Origin of the sequence: Yersinia fenwicki (assembly GCF_043099325.1) — a bacterium.
Classification (GTDB): Bacteria; Pseudomonadota; Gammaproteobacteria; order Enterobacterales; family Enterobacteriaceae; genus Yersinia.
The window spans coordinates 2430730-2447091 of sequence record NZ_CP170755.1 but is presented as its reverse complement, the minus strand read 5'-3'; the positions used below and the strand labels follow the sequence as shown (position 1 = coordinate 2447091).

Sequence of the window (16362 nt, the reverse complement as noted above, 5' to 3'; positions counted from 1 at the left end):
GGCGAAGCATTATGTATCAGCAATAAAAAAGCCACCCGGAGGTGGCTGTTGGCAGAAATCTACATCAATCCATTATTTGGAGATGTGAGAGATCAAGTCCAGAACTTTGTTTGAGTAGCCAGTTTCGTTATCGTACCAAGAAACCAGTTTCACAAAGTTGTCATTCAGCGCGATACCGGCTTTAGCATCGAATACTGAAGTCAGTTTTTCGCCGTTGAAATCGGTAGAAACAACGTCGTCTTCGGTGTAACCCAGAACGCCTTTCAGCTCGCCTTCTGAAGCCGCTTTGATAGCAGCACAGATTTCTTTGTAAGAAGCTGGTTTTTCCAAACGCGCAGTCAGGTCAACAACTGAAACGTTAGGAGTAGGAACGCGGAACGCCATACCAGTCAGTTTGCCGTTCAGTGCTGGGATAACTTTACCTACTGCTTTAGCAGCACCGGTAGAAGAAGGGATGATGTTCTGGGATGCGCCGCGGCCGCCGCGCCAGTCTTTGTGAGACGGGCCATCAACAGTTTTCTGAGTAGCGGTAGTTGCATGTACAGTGGTCATCAGCGCTTCAACGATACCGAACTTGTCGTTGATCACTTTAGCCAGTGGAGCCAGGCAGTTAGTAGTACAAGAAGCGTTAGAAACGATTTCCTGACCTGCGTACTCTTTATGGTTAACGCCCATAACGAACATCGGGGTGTCGTCTTTTGATGGGCCAGTCAGAACCACTTTCTTGGCGCCAGCAGCAATGTGCTTACGAGCAGTTTCGTCTGTCAGGAACAGGCCTGTTGCTTCAGCAACAACGTCAACGTTGACTTCGTTCCACTTCAGGTTAGCCGGATCTCTCTCTGCGGTAACACGGATGGTTTTACCGTTAACAACCAGGTGGCCGTCTTTTACTTCTACAGTACCATCGAAACGACCGTGGGTAGAGTCGTATTTCAGCATGTATGCCATGTATTCAGCGTCCAACAGATCGTTGATTGCAACGATTTCGATGTCAGAACGTTCCTGAGCAGCACGGAAAACAATGCGACCGATACGGCCGAAACCGTTGATACCTACTTTGATAGTCATATATTCCACCAGCTATTTGTTAGTGAATAAAAGGTTGGTTGTAAAATTACAAAAACCTTACCGAGCGTCAAGCGGAATCGTGTCAATTATTGCTACAAATCAAACCGGACAGGGTAGATCGAACATTAATCACGCGTTTCCAGAGACGATTAGCCTCATTTTTATATTGGGGCGAATTATTCAGTTTAAAGTGAGAATCAGTAATATTTGCGATTTTTATCACATTTATACTGTTGCCGCTTCGATGGCATACAGTTTAGGACAATTTTAACTGCTTTGTTGTTAATTTTTTGTTATTATTAGACGTTGTTTTCGTTGACTTTATTCCCTGCCAGAGAACCGCACAAATGGCTAAAGAACTGAACCCTACAGAAAATATTGAGAAACTGACCGATATTCAGCGGCATGTCACCCAACAGCGGGGGACGGAAGCGCCTTTTAGCGGTAAATTACTGCACAACAAGCGCGAAGGGGTATACCAATGCTTATGCTGCCACCAGCCGCTTTTTATCTCAGAGTCGAAGTTTGATTCTGGCTGCGGCTGGCCGAGTTTCTATCAGCCTTTGGATGCTGAATCTATTCGCTATATCGATGATTATTCTCATAATATGCATCGTGTCGAAATTCGCTGCGGTCATTGTGATGCGCATTTGGGGCATGTTTTCCCTGATGGCCCGCAACCAACAGGGGAGCGTTATTGCGTGAACTCGGCTTCACTCAATTTTGTTGATGACCAAAATGGTGAACAAATCCCCGGATAAGTACCGGTGTTGTGACCATTTTGTGAATGAAAAATCGATTCAGCTTATTATTCCTTTATTGAGGATGCTCTGATGGAGCTTGAAGACCTGATTTCAGTGATGACGCCCGAAATCTACCAACGTTTGATGCTGGCTGTAGAGTTAGGCAAATGGCCGGATGGTGTGGCATTGACGCCAGAACAGAAAGAGAACAGCCTGCAAATGGTGATGTTGTGGCAGGCCCGTCACAACAAGGATGCGCAACATATGAGCATTGGCACAGATGGGCAGATAGTGATGAAAACCAAGCAAGAGCTGAAGCAACAATTCAGTCAGCCGACACTGGTTAAGTTGAAGCCCGAGTAATCATGCAAGCAAGCCAGGTTGGATACAGAAAAAACGGAGCCAGATGAGGCTCCGTTGATGCTTATCTTATCGAGTCAGCGAGCTGTCAGTTACTTGATTTCAGCCATAAATTGCGCAAGCGACTGTATATTAGCGCCGGCCTCATTCATCGTATCAAGAGCTAATTGGCTGTCTTGTGGTTGCAAATTGACGCCACGGCACCCGTCCTTAATGACGGATGTTTTATAACCTAATGTTAATGCATCCAACACAGTGTATTTCACACAGTAATCTGTTGCTAACCCCATAATGAACAGGCAATTGATCCCTTGTTGTTGTAACCAATGATCTAGCTGTGTTTTGGCCCGCCGTCCATTGTCGAAAAAAGCACTGTAGCTGTCGATATCCGCATCCTGACCTTTACGGAAAGTTTGTGTAATGACTTCTTGATTCAACTCTGGATGCAAAGCAGCTCCAACTGAATTCTGAACACAATGCACCGGCCACCACACTTGAGTTAACCCTTCCAAATCACCGCTCGTCCAAGGCTCTGCCTGGGAATTAACAGCAAAACTACGGTGTTCTGCGGGGTGCCAATCCTGGCTGGCGATAATCGGTATTTTGTGAGCCAGGCAGGTAGCAATAGCCTCATTTGCAACCGCAATCACCGCATCACCCTCGGCAACCGCTAGCGCTCCTCCCGGACAAAAATCATTTTGTAAATCAACTAAGAGCAGGGCTGCGTTCATTTACATTCCATCAGATAGGTTAGTGTCAGTAAGTTCGCCGCGTAGATTTTGTTGCATTAAACGGCGAATCTCTTCAGGAGATAGAGATTGACTTAATAAATAGTGCAGTTTGGTCAGGGCTGCTTCAACGGTCATATCGGAGCCGCTGATAACCCCCGCATGCGCCAATGCATTACCGGTGGCATATCCGTCCATATTGACTCGGCCTGAAATACATTGCGTCAGATTCACCACCACAATACCTCGCTCACTGGCATTTTTTAATTCATCCAATAATTCGGCTTTTTGCGGTGCATTGCCGACGCCATAGGAGCGCAAAATAAGCGCTTTGACTGGCTGTAACAAGAAGTTACGTACAACAGCACCCGAGATACCCGGATAGATAGTCACCACACCAATCGGCTGTGGTGTGATGTTATGAACAATCAATGGGCCCTTATTGATAGGTGATTCAACTGAGACCATTCGACGAATATGAATGCCGGCTTCGAGCAGCACCGAGAGGTTAGGTGAGGCAAATGCATCAAACCCATCAGCATGGGCTTTAGTGGTACGATTGCCGCGAAACAGTTTGTTATTAAAGAATAAACTGACTTCATTGACCGGATGGTTGGCGGCCAGATAGAGAGCATTGAGCAAGTTAGTTTGCCCGTCAGAACGCAACTCTGCCAAGGGGATTTGCGAACCCGTGACAATCACCGGTTTGGCCAGATTTTCCAACATAAAAGAGAGCGCCGAGGCGGTAAATGCCATAGTGTCGGTGCCGTGCAAAATCACAAAGCCATCATATAAATCGTAATTTTGCTGAATATCATTGGCGATATGCTGCCAGTCCTCCGGGGTCATATCCGAAGAATCAATCAATGGGGCGTATTCATGGATTGTAAAATCCGGCATTTCGGGGCGATGGAACTCAGGCATAAGTGCAAGCTGGCGCTGTAGATGGCCGGAAACAGGAATGTATCCGTTATCCGAGCGTTGCATACCAATAGTCCCGCCGGTATAGGCGACATAAATAGATTTCTTCTGCATGAGCAATATGCCTGAAAGGTGGTGCGAAATGAGATGGGTGAATTATAGGGCGACTGGCGAGGAAAAAAAGCCCGGCAGGTGCCGGGCGGAGTATTTATCTACTATTTTCTTAATTTACTAGCGTACATCACCACAAGTTAGGCATAACGCATAGCGATTCTGTGGGTCATTGAGCGTGTTCATTAAGTTGGGCTGATCTTTTACCGCTTGTGCCACAACAGATATGGGTGCGGGCAGCCAAGCTTGGATCGCAGTAGGTAACATCGCCTGTACTGATGCACTCATCTGGCCGAAAATTAAATCACTGAGGCTTGGTCCATCAACAAACCAATTCAGTTGCCAGGTTTTCAATTTTGCCAACTCAGCGACCTTCTTAACAGCATCGTCAAAATCACCCAGTTGATCTACCAGACCATTATTTTTGGCGTCTAAACCAATCCAAACATGGCCTTGTGCAATTTGATCAACTTGCTCTGGTGTTTTATGGCGAGCGGTTGCCACCAAATCAATAAAGGTTTTGTAGCCATTTTCGATATCGATCTGCATCATCTGAGAGAACTCAGGTGGCAGGTCTTTGGTTACAGAAACATTAGCCAGTGGCGATGTTGCCACGCCATCGGTATGCACCCCGATACTTTCCAAGGTATTTTGGAAAGTATTAATCACACCGAAGATACCGATCGAGCCGGTCAGGGTGCTTGGGTTGGCGATGATATAGTTAGCCGGAGTTGATATCCAATAGCCACCTGAGGCTGCCATTCCGCCCATTGATACTACCAATGGTTTATTAGCGGCACGTAAGGCGGCTAATTCAGTGCGGATCAGTTCAGAAGCACTCACGCTGCCACCTGGGCTGTTGACCCGCAAGATAACGGCCTTAATTTTCGGATCTAATCGCGCCTGACGAATCTGTGCGGCTAAAGCATCCCCCCCGACATTCCCGGGAGTCTGCGGCCCATCCATGATCGCGCCATTCGCAAAGAGCACTGCTATCTGTTCGCCTTGCTGTGGAGTCGGAGTAGGCTGGTAGTCATAAATGCTGACATAGTTGAAGTCGTTATTCTTCTTATCCCAGCCGAAGGCTTTAACCAACTCATTTTCCATCTCTGGACGTGTGGCGAGTTGATCGACCAGTTTGCTCGACAGGGCGTATTGCGCTTGGGAACCACCTGCGGCCTGTAATCCACTGACAACACCGGCCGCCCCTGGGAACAATTGTTCTGGGGTTAATTGCCGGTTAGCGGCAACCGCAGTCAAGTAATTCTGCCATAACCCACTGATCCAGCGAGTGTCCGCCTCACGTGCGGCAGGGGACATATCATCACGAATCATCGGTTCGACAGCCGATTTATAGGTGCCGACGCGGAAGATATTGGTGGTAACTTTGAGTTTTTCCAATAGTGATTTGTAGTACAGATTATTGCTGGCAAAACCATGCAGAGCGACCGTCCCTTGCGGTGACAGGTAGATCTTATTGGCAAAGCTGGCTAAATAGTACTGAGTCTGGTTATAGCTTTCGCCAATAGCGTAAATCGGCTTGCCACTATCGCGGAATTCCCGTAGTGCTTTGCCAATATATTGTAGAGAAGGCTGATCTGCGCCAGTGAAGTCACTCAGCGATAACACCAGACCAGTAATATTATTATCAGCTTTTGCCAACCGAATGGTTTCTACAATATCAAACAGGGAGTTTTCCTGTAAGCGATTGCTGGAAGCCCCTAATAACTCACGTCCCCACTGGCGTAATTTATTATTTACCGCAGGCTGATCGACAACGACACCGCTTAAATTCACTAACAGTGCGCCTTTAACCGGTTCTGCCGGTTTACTTTGGAACTGAAGGTAAATACCGACACCGACCAAAATCAGCAGTATCAGGAAAAGATTAAGAATAAATTCTCTGGCAAAATTCAGCAGACGCCAGGTCCACTTGAAAAAACCAGCAATAATTCGCCACAAAGTGCGCATGTTATCTCCAACAAAACCGAGCAAGTATCGTTATCCTAATGACCTGACGAACAAAAGTCAGCTTTAAATCATCGAGAAACTTAGCTATTAGGTCAACACTGGTAACAAAATGACAACTTATGCTACCGTGTTGAAAATGAAAATCGCTATCAGGAGAAAATGATGGATGCATTGGAATTGTTACTTAATCGCCGTTCGGCGTCGCGCTTAGCTGCACCAGCTCCAACGGGCGAAGCATTGGAGCATATTATTCACGCAGGAATGCGTGCTCCCGATCATGGCACATTGCAGCCATGGCGCTTTGTTTTAATTCAGGATGAGGGGCTGCAACGTTTTAGCCAATTGCTACAGGATGCGGTCAAACATGATGGCTCTGATGAAGCGGTGTTAGAGAAGGCGAAACAAGCACCTTTCCGTGCACCTTTGATTATTACTGTTATTGCGCATGTTACAGAAAACCCGAAAGTACCAAACTGGGAACAGGTCGTTTCTGCGGGGTGCGCAGTGCAAGCCATGCAGATGGCCGCGCTGGCCCAGGGTTTTAATGGCATTTGGCGCACAGGCTCCTGGACACATCATCCGGTTGTCCGTGAGGGTTTTGCCTGCCGTGAACAAGATGAAATTGTCGGTTTCCTGTATCTTGGGACACCACAGCTGAAATCAGCGACCAAAGTGATACCACCTGATTACTCGACTTTTGTTCGTTATTTCTGAGACATATCGGCTATTTTTTACACGATACTACGCAGTCTGTCGCTTTTATCGGCAACAAGCTGCGTTTTAGCTTGCTTTGTGACCAACCCATCTGCCCGATCATCGCTCTCTACTTACTAAGCTAAGCTATAGACGCTACCATAGGTATCTTGGATGCATATACCCGTCATACTTCAAGTTTCATGTGTGTTGGCTACGTTCAATTACCCGAATCACTTACTCATGTAAGCTCATCGGGTTCTCTCGCTTGCCGCCTTCCTGTAACTCGAATTATTTAGGGTATATATATCTTTAAACGGCTTATTACTGAACCATCAGACGGGAGAGTGTTATGACATCGCCAGCGATACGTCTTACTCAATACAGCCACGGAGCGGGCTGCGGTTGTAAAATTTCGCCTAAAGTATTGGATAAAATTTTACATTCCGAGCAACAAAAATTTCTTGATCCTCGCCTGCTGGTGGGCAATGAAACCCGTGATGATGCAGCAGTTTATGATATTGGTAATGGGGTTGGTATTATCAGCACCACTGACTTTTTTATGCCGATCGTCGATGATCCTTTTGACTTCGGGCGCATTGCTGCCACTAATGCCATTAGTGATGTTTATGCGATGGGCGGTAAGCCGATTATGGCTATTGCAATTTTGGGGTGGCCAATTGATAAGTTGGCACCCGAAGTCGCCCAGCAAGTGATTGAAGGCGGTCGATATGTTTGCCAACAGGCAGGAATTTCGTTAGCGGGGGGGCATTCCATTGATGCGCCGGAGCCGATTTTCGGTTTGGCTGTCACGGGTATTGTCAGCACTGAGCAGGTTAAGAAAAACAGTGCAGCCAAAGCAGGCTGCAAACTGTTTCTCACCAAACCGCTGGGAATTGGTATCCTCACCACCGCTGAGAAGAAGAGTCAATTACGGCCAGAGCACCAAGGTGTTGCTACGGAAACCATGTGTCAATTGAATAAGTCTGGTGCTGATTTTGCACATATACCGGGGGTCACTGCCATGACAGATGTGACCGGGTTCGGTCTGTTAGGACATCTCAGTGAGATTTGTCAAGGATCGGGTGTACAGGCGACATTACATTTTTCGTCTATCCCGCGTTTACCCGCAGTAGAAGAGTATATTACTGCAGGTTGTGTTCCGGGCGGAACCGGCCGCAACTTTGACAGCTATGGTCATCTAATTGGTAAAATGTCCGATTTACAGAAGAGCTTACTCTGCGACCCACAGACATCAGGTGGCTTGCTGTTAGCTGTTTTACCGGATGCTGAGGCGCAAGTGCAGGAAATAGCCGCTCGACATGGTATGACGCTCAGTGTTATTGGCGAACTAAATGTGGTGGATAATGACCGGGCATTGATTGAGATTACAGAATGACCTTTTCTTTGTTGTCTTTTTATTTGATGTCCCAGTGCGGTGAATGATGCGACTTTTTATTGCTGAAAAACCGAGTCTGGCACGGGCGATAGCTGATATCTTGCCGAAGCCGCATAGACGGGGTGATGGCTTCATTGCCTGTGGTAGTGACAATATGGTGACCTGGTGTGTGGGCCACTTGTTGGAACAAGCTCAACCTGATGCTTACGATAGCCGTTATGCGCGTTGGTCATTGGCAGATTTACCGATAATTCCTGAAAAATGGCGATTACAGCCACGCCCTTCAGTGAGTAAACAATTGAATGTTATCAAACAGTTGTTGCAACAAGCTGATGAAGTTATTCATGCAGGAGACCCTGACCGTGAAGGGCAACTTTTGGTTGATGAGGTATTGGATTACCTCGATTTGGCGGCAGAAAAACGGCAAAATGTCCGGCGTTGTTTGATTAATGACTTAAACCCGCAAGCGGTTGAGCGCGCCGTGGAGCGCCTGCGTTATAACCGTGAGTTTATCCCGCTATGTGTCTCAGCATTGGCACGAGCCAGAGCCGACTGGCTGTATGGCATTAATATGACTCGAGCCTATACCATTCTTGGACGTAATGCGGGTTATGATGGCGTGTTGTCGGTAGGCCGGGTACAAACACCGGTGTTAGGGCTGGTGGTGCGCCGCGATGAAGAAATAGAAGATTTTGTTGCCAAAGACTTTTTTGAAGTTAAAGCCCATATCGTCACGCCTGCAGATGAGCGCTTTATTGCACTATGGCAGCCGAGTGATTCCTGTGAATCCTATCAGGATGAAGAAGGGCGCTTGTTACACCGGCCACTAGCAGAACACGTTGTTAATCGTATTGCGGGTCAGCCAGCACTGGTGACCTCCTATAATGATAAACGGGAATCAGAAACAGCCCCGTTGCCATTCTCGCTATCTACCTTGCAGATTGAAGCCGCCAAACGATTTGGACTAAGTGCGCAGCAAGTGCTGGATATTTGCCAGCGATTATACGAAACGCACAAATTGATTACGTATCCGCGTTCGGATTGCCGATATCTACCAGAAGAGCATTTCGCAGGGCGTCATTCGGTACTCAATGCCATTAGTCTCCATCAGGCCGATCTTTTACCGCTGGATGTGATGGACAGTGATAGGCGAAACCGCTGTTGGGATGATAAAAAAGTCGATGCCCACCACGCCATTATCCCGACGGCGCGGGCCAGTAAAGTGAATTTGACAATCGATGAGAGCAAGGTTTATCGATTGGTCGCGCAGCAATATCTGATGCAATTTTGCCCTGACGCGCAGTTCCGTAAGTGTGTTATTGAGCTGGATATTGCCGGTGGTAAGTTTATCGCGAAAGCGCGTTTTCTGGCCGAAGCGGGTTGGCGTACCTTGCTTGGCAGTAAAGAGCGAGATGAAGAGAATGAAGGCGCGCCACTGCCTGTGGTTGAGAAGGGGGCCGAGTTGTTGTGTGAGCGCGGTGAGGTTGTGGAGCGTCAAACTCAGCCGCCCCGGCCATTTACTGATGCGAGTTTATTATCAGCAATGACGGGTATTGCCCGTTTTGTCCAAGATAAAGAACTGAAGAAAGTGTTACGTGCAACTGATGGTTTGGGAACTGAAGCAACACGAGCTGGGATTATTGAGCTATTGTTTAAACGGACTTTTTTGTTTAAAAAAGGGCGGTACATCCATGCCAGCCCGGCGGGAAGAGCATTGATTCATGCATTGCCTGATATTGCCGCGCGGCCAGACATGACGGCGCACTGGGAGTCTACGCTGACACAAATCAGTGAGAAAAACTGTCGCTATCAGGATTTTATGCAACCGCTGGTGACCACATTGCAGGATTTAATCAGTCAGGCAAAACAAAACCGGTCACCTCAAGTCTTTCGTGGGTTGCCAGCCGCCCCGACTGGGGCAATAAAAAAACGTAAGAAAGCGCCGCCCAAAACCAAGGAGAATAAGTCATGAGAACATGGGTAATGCTGGGATGTATTGGTTTTGCCACACTTATTTCTGGTCAGGTTTTGGCAAATCGAAATAATGTTGATGTCGTTGTTCCTTTGCCTCCCGAGGTTTGGAATAACTCATCAAATCGCAATACTAACAATAATTCCTGCACACGCTGCTGCATTTATCAGAATCAAAATTACTCGGAAGGTGCAGTATTGCGGGTTGAAGGTGAAGTTTTACAATGTGTGCGTGATCCCAACGTGGTTGGGACTAATCCACTAATTTGGAAAAGATTAACCAGATAACCGACTACCTTTTTTGCTCGATAAAAGCATCCAATAACGGGATGTCAGCGGGGGCCAGAGGGTAGCTGTAAGCATCCTCTGGTGTTAGCCACGCTAGAGCAGAGTGACAATGCAACACCGGTTCACCACTGAAGTTTTCAATATGCCAGGCGTGTAACCGGATGGTGCGCTGCGGCGAATCCCATTGATGGGTGGCGATATATCGACCTATGATTGCATCAATATTTAATTCTTCGGCAAGTTCACGCGTTAATGCTTGCGGTTGATTTTCTCCAGCGTCGACTTTGCCCCCAGGGAATTCCCACAAACCCGCCTGATCGCGATGTGAATCCCGTTGTGCCAATAAAATCTTACCGTTTCGTTCTATAATTGCCGCAACGACATCAATCATTTTCTATTTGCTCGATTACAGTGGTTTATATGTCGCGCCAAGAGAGGTAGCCCTATAAACAGGGCCTACCTCAATGTAAAGCGTGATTAGAGCGAGAATTCAGACCACACTGGGGCGTGATCCGATGGCTTCTCCATACTTCTAATATCGTAATCGATACCAGTAGCAATACAGCGAGCAGCCAGAGGTCGGCTTGCCAGTAATAAATCTATGCGTAAGCCTCTATTTTCGTCGAAACCACGTGAACGGTAGTCAAACCATGAGAATTGATCATTACAATCCGGATTTGCTGCACGGAATGTATCCACCAATCCCCAATTTTGCAGGCGCTCTAACCAAGCGCGTTCTTCAGGCAAGAATGAGCATTTACCGGTACGTAGCCAGCGCTTGCGGCTATCTTCGCCAATTCCAATGTCGAGGTCTGTTGGGCTGATATTTAAATCACCCATAATCAGCACTTGTGCATCAGCCGAGAGTTGCTGCTCCAAATACTGTTGTAAGTCAGCATAAAAACGTTCTTTAGCGGGAAACTTAATGGGGTGGTCACGGCTTTCTCCTTGAGGAAAATAGCCATTAATCACGGTTAAGGGGCCTTGTGGTGTTGCAATGTCGGCCATGATAATACGGCGCTGCGCATCTTCTTCGTCTGTAGGGAAGCCCCGACGAACAGCTAAAGGTTCATTCTTGGTTAATAGTGCGACGCCATAATGTCCTTTTTGCCCATGATAAAAGACGTGATAACCATGTTGGCTGACCTCTTCAAGCGGGAACATATCATCATGGACTTTTGTTTCTTGCAGCCCGATAACATCAGGTTGATGTTGTTCGATTATTGCAGCCAGTTGATGAGGTCGAGCACGTAGGCCATTGATATTAAAAGAGACAAACTTCATGGTCAGCACCGTATATTCGCTAGAAATGATGTCGAATATTAGCAGATGCCGAATAAAAATGTAATGCACAATAAAAGAATAAATAATAGATGACGCAGAGAATAGATAATAAAAATTATCTTTATCGGCAAAAATCAAAATGGCTGTATGAATATTTTTATATTTCGCATAATTTTATCGCAGTATTTCGGAGTTTTAATTAAACGGTTTGCTACATGTGTTATTTATGTCCAAGGTTTCTATAAAGTTAAACTTTATCTTGCAAGGCGGTTATTTTTTCTGACAAAAAATAAGTTATATTCTTCTATAGTTGAAACATTATAAATATCTATCGATTTATCTTGAATATTCTCTTGGTGTAAATGGTTTAAAGCATATAGAGTAGTGGCAATCTACCTCGCTTAATTCTTTTTTGCGCTAAATGCTACAGGCATCTTCATTTTTTCCATTAGAAGGCGTTAACGAATTTTGTCACGTAAAGAATAAAAAATAGTTATTTAATATCATAGATCTACATTTAAAATTCTGTTAAAAATATTTGTAATGCTAAGGCGGAATACATTAAATCGCCAAAACTTTGATTGCAAAGCATGTAACTTTACGTCGTTAGTGTCTACGCGGTAATAATTTAATATAATATATTTATCAATTATTAAAAATCCACTGGTATTTCTTTTATTATATATATAAACAGTATCTACTGTTGGCATTATATACGTAGGCATGCTTGTCTTTTTTTTCTGATAATTTTTGACGCAAAGCAAAGGATTGGTGAATTATGTTTCTATCTCGTAAGTTAGAGGCCTTCATGGCCGTAGTAGAAAATGGCTCGCTGAGTAAGGCGGCAAGAGTGATGAACAGGACTACACCGCCTGTTGCGAAGTCGATAAAAGACTTCGAGAGCATAATAGGTAAAAAGTTATTCAAACGAGAAAAATTTGGCATGAGTTTAACGCGAGATGGAGAGGTCTTATATAATGATCTAAAAGATTTATATCAACAAGAAAAAGAAATAACTAAGAAACATCTCACAGGCCACATTTCCAATATCATCAATATTTATTACGACTGGGGGAAAAGTGAAAAATTGACGAAATTATATAGAGTGGCAGAAAAAAACAATATACAGGCTAATATAATAAAGTTTCATTATGAAAACATTGATGAGATTGGAGACTATGATGGAAATTCACTTATCCTTTCATCTGAAAAAGTCAGCAGTGACAGGTTTATGCTCCTGAATGAAGTTCCGGATAGTGGATTTGGTATTTATGGTAGAAAAGACATACTTAATGAGAGTTCTGATATTATAAATATTCTTCATAATAATATTTGGCTGTGTAACCCGATGTTATATAGAAGTAAGTTCGTCAAATATCTGGAGGAATGTGTTAAGAAACAATACAGTAAAGTGAATGTGAGGCAGATAGATAACCTGGCTTGTTGCCTGAATTTCATTTATTCTGGCCGATATATCTGTATTACAGATTCCATTATGGATGATTTTAATGGCGATTTGAAATTGGATTTTATAGATTTAACAAACTTTCAGGATGAAAATAAATTGTATTTCTACAAATCAAGATCACATTCAAGTGTACTCAATAGGTTAATTGATTATATACAAACTCTGGTATGAAAATGTCATATCGTTAATCTAATATCAACCGAGTCTATTGTTATCTATTGATTTTTAGCGATTTTATTTAAATTTTTTCTGGGGTTCTATATTTACATATGAATATGTGATGGAGGATAAACTGTATACAGACGGTGGTGAGGTGGGATTACTCGTCACTGCGTTTTTCACCCTCTGGGCCGCCACTGCGTGTGTTTGTCATGCTATGTTCGGTGCGCATCTTGGCCGAAGGTTGTTACCTTTCTCCTGAAAGAGGCTATTTTTGATTTAGTTATTTACTTAGGAGGTGATAGATAATTAGTAGATGGTGGTGGGGGAAGGATTCGAACCTTCGAAGTCGATGACGGCAGATTTACAGTCTGCTCCCTTTGGCCGCTCGGGAACCCCACCACTGGCCTATTTATTCTATAACATGACTTTACAACATTGCTTAACAACAGTGTCTTGGTAAGCGGGGCGCATCATATCAAATGAAGCGCCGCTGTAAAGACTTGAAATGAAAAAAATAATTCGTTCGGTGATTTTTTGTCCGTGAAGATGGTTATATGGACAAAAAATATCGATTTATTGCGTGCTTACAGAATAACAGTACGATTACCATAAACAAAAACACGCTGTGCTAATACTCGATACAACGCACGGCTCAGTACATTTTTTTCTACGTCTCGTCCGGCGCGCATCATATCTTCGGCAGTATATGAATGATCAACATGAATGACATCCTGCATGATGATTGGGCCTTCATCCAGGCTGTCATTGACATAGTGCGCAGTAGCCCCAATGATTTTTACCCCACGCTCATAAGCTTGGTGATATGGGCGCGCGCCGATAAATGCCGGTAAGAATGAGTGGTGGATATTAATAATCTGGTATGGGAAGCGTTGCACAAAGGCTGGCGTCAATACGCGCATATATTTTGCTAATACAACATAGTCTGGTTGGTATTGCTCAATTTGTTCAATCAGGCGCTGATCATGTTGGTCACGGGTCAAACCTTCATGACTAATAAGATGGAATGGTATATCAAAGCGCTCGACTAAATTTTGTAGTTCATTGTGGTTGCCGATGACGGCTGCGATTTCAACATCCAGACCACCGTAGGCGCTTTTCATCAATAAGTCGCCAAGGCAATGCGCTTCTTTCGTTACCATAATAACAATGCGACGACGTCCGGCAGTATGTAACTCGCGGTGAGTCCCTTCAGGTAATGCATCATCCAGATCAGCCAATAGGGTAGTATCGTTAAAAATACCCTCAAGCTCTGTGCGCATGAAAAAGCGGCCGGTCAGATGATCGACGAATTCATTATTTTGCACGATATTCAGTTGGTGCTTGTAGCAGATATTGGTAATTTTTGCGATTAAGCCTTTGGCGTCAGGGCAAATAGTGCGGAGCACTTTTTTTTGTATATTCTGGTGTGGCATAAGGTGGTAAATCCTGTCTTAGCATGACTTGATGTTATGTAAATGTATCGATGATACGGCCAGTAAGAGAACGATTTTACTGTTAGCGCCCGCAGCATTTCTTATATTTTTTTCCAGAGCCACATGGGCAGGTATCATTTCTACCCACTGATGGTCGGATTCCGTCGATATAATACCAGTGTTCTTTTATGCGAAGAAAGCGGGAACGTTCATGCATCGTGCTAATCTGAGCACTATTTGCATCTTTGAAGCGGGCAACGAATTCAACAAAAGCCTCATTATCATGATCCCCAGTCATTTCAGCAATAACCGTTAACCCCTGCCATGTGGTATTGCTAAAGCTTTGAATAATGCCATCACGCCATTGTTGGGCGCAGCAGTCGGGATGCCAGGTTGCAATGAGATACTCGACATTCTTTTTCACGTAGGCACTATAACGGGAACGCATCAATATGGACGGTTTAGCCGCAACTTCGGTACCTAGAATATAAGGTTCACAACACCTTTGATATTCAAGTGTACTACCGCAAGGACACTGTTCTGACAAAATTTCTCCAAATAATCAATATGCCGTGATAGCCACTCGTTGCCTGTGAGCCGTCAATCAAAGCAGGGAAAATCGTACTGTTGCGAATATGAAGGCTATCTTACCTAATCATGTGTTGAGGTTCAAAGTGGATAGTCTTGGAACAGAAGATCGATAGTTAAAAAGATTTGTGATGAGCATCACAAAAAAACTTGACCGGCGTTTCATTTTGGATTAACTTTATAACTGTGATGTGTATCACATAAAAATAAAGATATTTACAGGAGCAACCTATGAAACTGATTAATAAAATCATCGCATTGTTCGAAAAAATGAGTATCTCATTCGGTACTTTCAACGGTTAATTATTTCATCATTAATCCGTAAGTCTTCACAATATTCTGGATATAATTGAGTTTGCAGATGATGGTTCTAAATCCATCAAAAATAAAATGTGAAATAACAGCACAATATGTAATTATCTATTTCCGATTTTGTTATTATTAGACAATATCTCGTATTTTGAATTGTGCGATCCCGGATATTTACTCTAAATAGCTGCCATCAGGGCGGCTATTTTGCATTTCATCCATTTTAAAAATAGTAAAAATCAAGCGAAGTATTCCATAAATTAGATGCATGTCTATCAGGCATATTGCTTATGGTTTGCTCACTGGACAGAATCTAGTGATTTCACCATATACACACTTAATGGGTCATATTTATAGCGGCCAAATTGAGATGTTAATTCAAAACCTAATCGCTGATATAATTTTATCGCTTCAGGTTGATAAATTCCCGTTTCAAGATAAATTTCCTTTAAATTTAAGACTTTAGATTCATGAAGTAACGCGACTATCAGCCGCCTGGCAATCCCCTGGCCTCGATAATCTGGGCTAACAAAAGCGCGCTTAATTTCAGGGTATGGCGTCTTGGGCAGTGCCAGAATAGCGCATCCAACAATATCTTCTTTATATTTAGCAACATAAACGAATGTTTCTATCTGAGCCAAACTATCCAGAGATTCCGGGCGATTGCTTTCGTACGGGTATAATGCAAATTGGTACGCATCTAATTGATTCATTAATGTAAGAAGTTCAGGAATAAATAGGTCGGCTTGGCATATTTCAATATTCATAGTACCCCCTTTGGGCTGAAGGCTATATCTTAGTCAGGAAATGTAAAGTATTTGTATCAAAATACCAGGAAGATAAATATTCACTATAGTTTCAACTG

16 protein-coding genes, 1 tRNA gene and 1 other RNA gene are annotated in these 16362 nt (G+C 44.2%); 7 read left to right on the top strand and 11 right to left on the bottom strand.

Annotation, left to right across the window (positions count from 1 at the left end; genetic code table 11):
• Window positions 1–72: 72 nt before the first annotated feature.
• On the bottom strand, window positions 73–1068 hold the full coding sequence (gene gapA, locus ACF3VQ_RS11285; RefSeq protein WP_032819960.1) for a glyceraldehyde-3-phosphate dehydrogenase: 996 nt from the start codon (window positions 1066–1068) through the stop codon (window positions 73–75).
• 347 nt (window positions 1069–1415) lie between these two features.
• Here gapA and msrB point away from each other — a divergent pair, with 347 nt between their 5' ends.
• Together msrB and ACF3VQ_RS11275 are read left to right on the top strand one after the other, a co-directional pair.
• Window positions 1416–1829: a peptide-methionine (R)-S-oxide reductase MsrB gene (msrB, locus tag ACF3VQ_RS11280; RefSeq protein ID WP_050075523.1), complete on the top strand. Its 414-nt coding sequence runs from the start codon at window positions 1416–1418 to the stop codon at window positions 1827–1829.
• Window positions 1830–1901: 72 nt separating this feature from the next.
• Entirely contained in the window at window positions 1902–2174 is a 273-nt protein-coding gene (locus tag ACF3VQ_RS11275; protein WP_019079533.1) for a YeaC family protein, read from the top strand.
• A gap of 89 nt (window positions 2175–2263) precedes the next feature.
• On the opposite strand, the gene pncA is transcribed toward ACF3VQ_RS11275, so the two are convergent.
• The 3 genes from pncA to sppA form a co-directional block, all read right to left on the bottom strand.
• A complete protein-coding gene (gene pncA / locus ACF3VQ_RS11270) occupies window positions 2264–2902 on the bottom strand; it encodes a bifunctional nicotinamidase/pyrazinamidase (RefSeq protein ID WP_392430854.1) in 639 nt (212 codons plus the stop codon).
• Window positions 2903–3934 carry an asparaginase gene (ansA, locus tag ACF3VQ_RS11265; RefSeq protein WP_392430851.1) on the bottom strand — a complete coding sequence of 344 codons (1032 nt, stop codon included), beginning with the start codon at window positions 3932–3934 and terminating at the stop codon, window positions 2903–2905. It lies immediately after the preceding gene.
• A gap of 117 nt (window positions 3935–4051) precedes the next feature.
• Window positions 4052–5902: a signal peptide peptidase SppA gene (gene sppA, locus ACF3VQ_RS11260; protein ID WP_392430848.1), complete on the bottom strand. Its 1851-nt coding sequence runs from the start codon at window positions 5900–5902 to the stop codon at window positions 4052–4054.
• A gap of 162 nt (window positions 5903–6064) precedes the next feature.
• On the opposite strand from sppA, the gene ACF3VQ_RS11255 reads away from it, so the two are divergent.
• The 4 genes from ACF3VQ_RS11255 to ACF3VQ_RS11240 all read left to right on the top strand — a co-directional run bounded on the left by ACF3VQ_RS11255 (window position 6065) and on the right by ACF3VQ_RS11240 (window position 10253).
• A complete protein-coding gene (locus ACF3VQ_RS11255; protein WP_392435543.1) occupies window positions 6065–6616 on the top strand; it encodes an NAD(P)H nitroreductase in 552 nt (183 codons plus the stop codon).
• A gap of 331 nt (window positions 6617–6947) precedes the next feature.
• Complete coding sequence (gene selD / locus ACF3VQ_RS11250) at window positions 6948–7994, top strand: selenide, water dikinase SelD (protein ID WP_392430845.1); 1047 nt, start codon at window positions 6948–6950, stop codon at window positions 7992–7994.
• A 46-nt stretch (window positions 7995–8040) separates the two neighbouring features.
• Window positions 8041–9966 (top strand): DNA topoisomerase III, encoded by a 1926-nt coding sequence (locus ACF3VQ_RS11245; protein WP_392435541.1) that lies wholly within the window; start codon window positions 8041–8043, stop codon window positions 9964–9966.
• Entirely contained in the window at window positions 9963–10253 is a 291-nt protein-coding gene (locus ACF3VQ_RS11240; RefSeq protein WP_050075538.1) for a DUF1496 domain-containing protein, read from the top strand. Before ACF3VQ_RS11245 ends, ACF3VQ_RS11240 begins: the two co-directional genes overlap by 4 nt.
• A gap of 4 nt (window positions 10254–10257) precedes the next feature.
• On the opposite strand, the gene ACF3VQ_RS11235 is transcribed toward ACF3VQ_RS11240, so the two are convergent.
• Together ACF3VQ_RS11235 and xthA are read right to left on the bottom strand one after the other, a co-directional pair.
• Window positions 10258–10644: a pyrimidine (deoxy)nucleoside triphosphate diphosphatase gene (locus ACF3VQ_RS11235; protein WP_392430842.1), complete on the bottom strand. Its 387-nt coding sequence runs from the start codon at window positions 10642–10644 to the stop codon at window positions 10258–10260.
• An 86-nt stretch (window positions 10645–10730) separates the two neighbouring features.
• A complete protein-coding gene (gene xthA / locus ACF3VQ_RS11230; RefSeq protein WP_392430839.1) occupies window positions 10731–11537 on the bottom strand; it encodes an exodeoxyribonuclease III in 807 nt (268 codons plus the stop codon).
• Between the two features lie 778 nt (window positions 11538–12315).
• Here xthA and ytxR point away from each other — a divergent pair.
• The gene (ytxR, locus tag ACF3VQ_RS11225) at window positions 12316–13176 is read left to right on the top strand and encodes a LysR family transcriptional regulator YtxR (RefSeq protein WP_392430836.1); all 861 of its coding nucleotides are present in this window, start codon (window positions 12316–12318) and stop codon (window positions 13174–13176) included.
• A 132-nt stretch (window positions 13177–13308) separates the two neighbouring features.
• Here ytxR and ACF3VQ_RS11220 read toward each other — a convergent pair.
• From ACF3VQ_RS11220 to ACF3VQ_RS11200, 5 genes are all read right to left on the bottom strand, one after another.
• Window positions 13309–13436: non-coding RNA, RtT sRNA (locus tag ACF3VQ_RS11220), on the bottom strand.
• Between the two features lie 45 nt (window positions 13437–13481).
• Window positions 13482–13566, bottom strand: a tRNA-Tyr gene (locus tag ACF3VQ_RS11215).
• Between the two features lie 185 nt (window positions 13567–13751).
• On the bottom strand, window positions 13752–14600 hold the full coding sequence (gene purU / locus ACF3VQ_RS11210) for a formyltetrahydrofolate deformylase (protein WP_050322351.1): 849 nt from the start codon (window positions 14598–14600) through the stop codon (window positions 13752–13754).
• An 82-nt stretch (window positions 14601–14682) separates the two neighbouring features.
• Window positions 14683–15147 (bottom strand): YchJ family protein, encoded by a 465-nt coding sequence (locus ACF3VQ_RS11205; RefSeq protein ID WP_392430833.1) that lies wholly within the window; start codon window positions 15145–15147, stop codon window positions 14683–14685.
• 649 nt (window positions 15148–15796) lie between these two features.
• A complete protein-coding gene (locus ACF3VQ_RS11200; protein ID WP_392430831.1) occupies window positions 15797–16264 on the bottom strand; it encodes a GNAT family N-acetyltransferase in 468 nt (155 codons plus the stop codon).
• Window positions 16265–16362 lie beyond the last annotated feature (98 nt).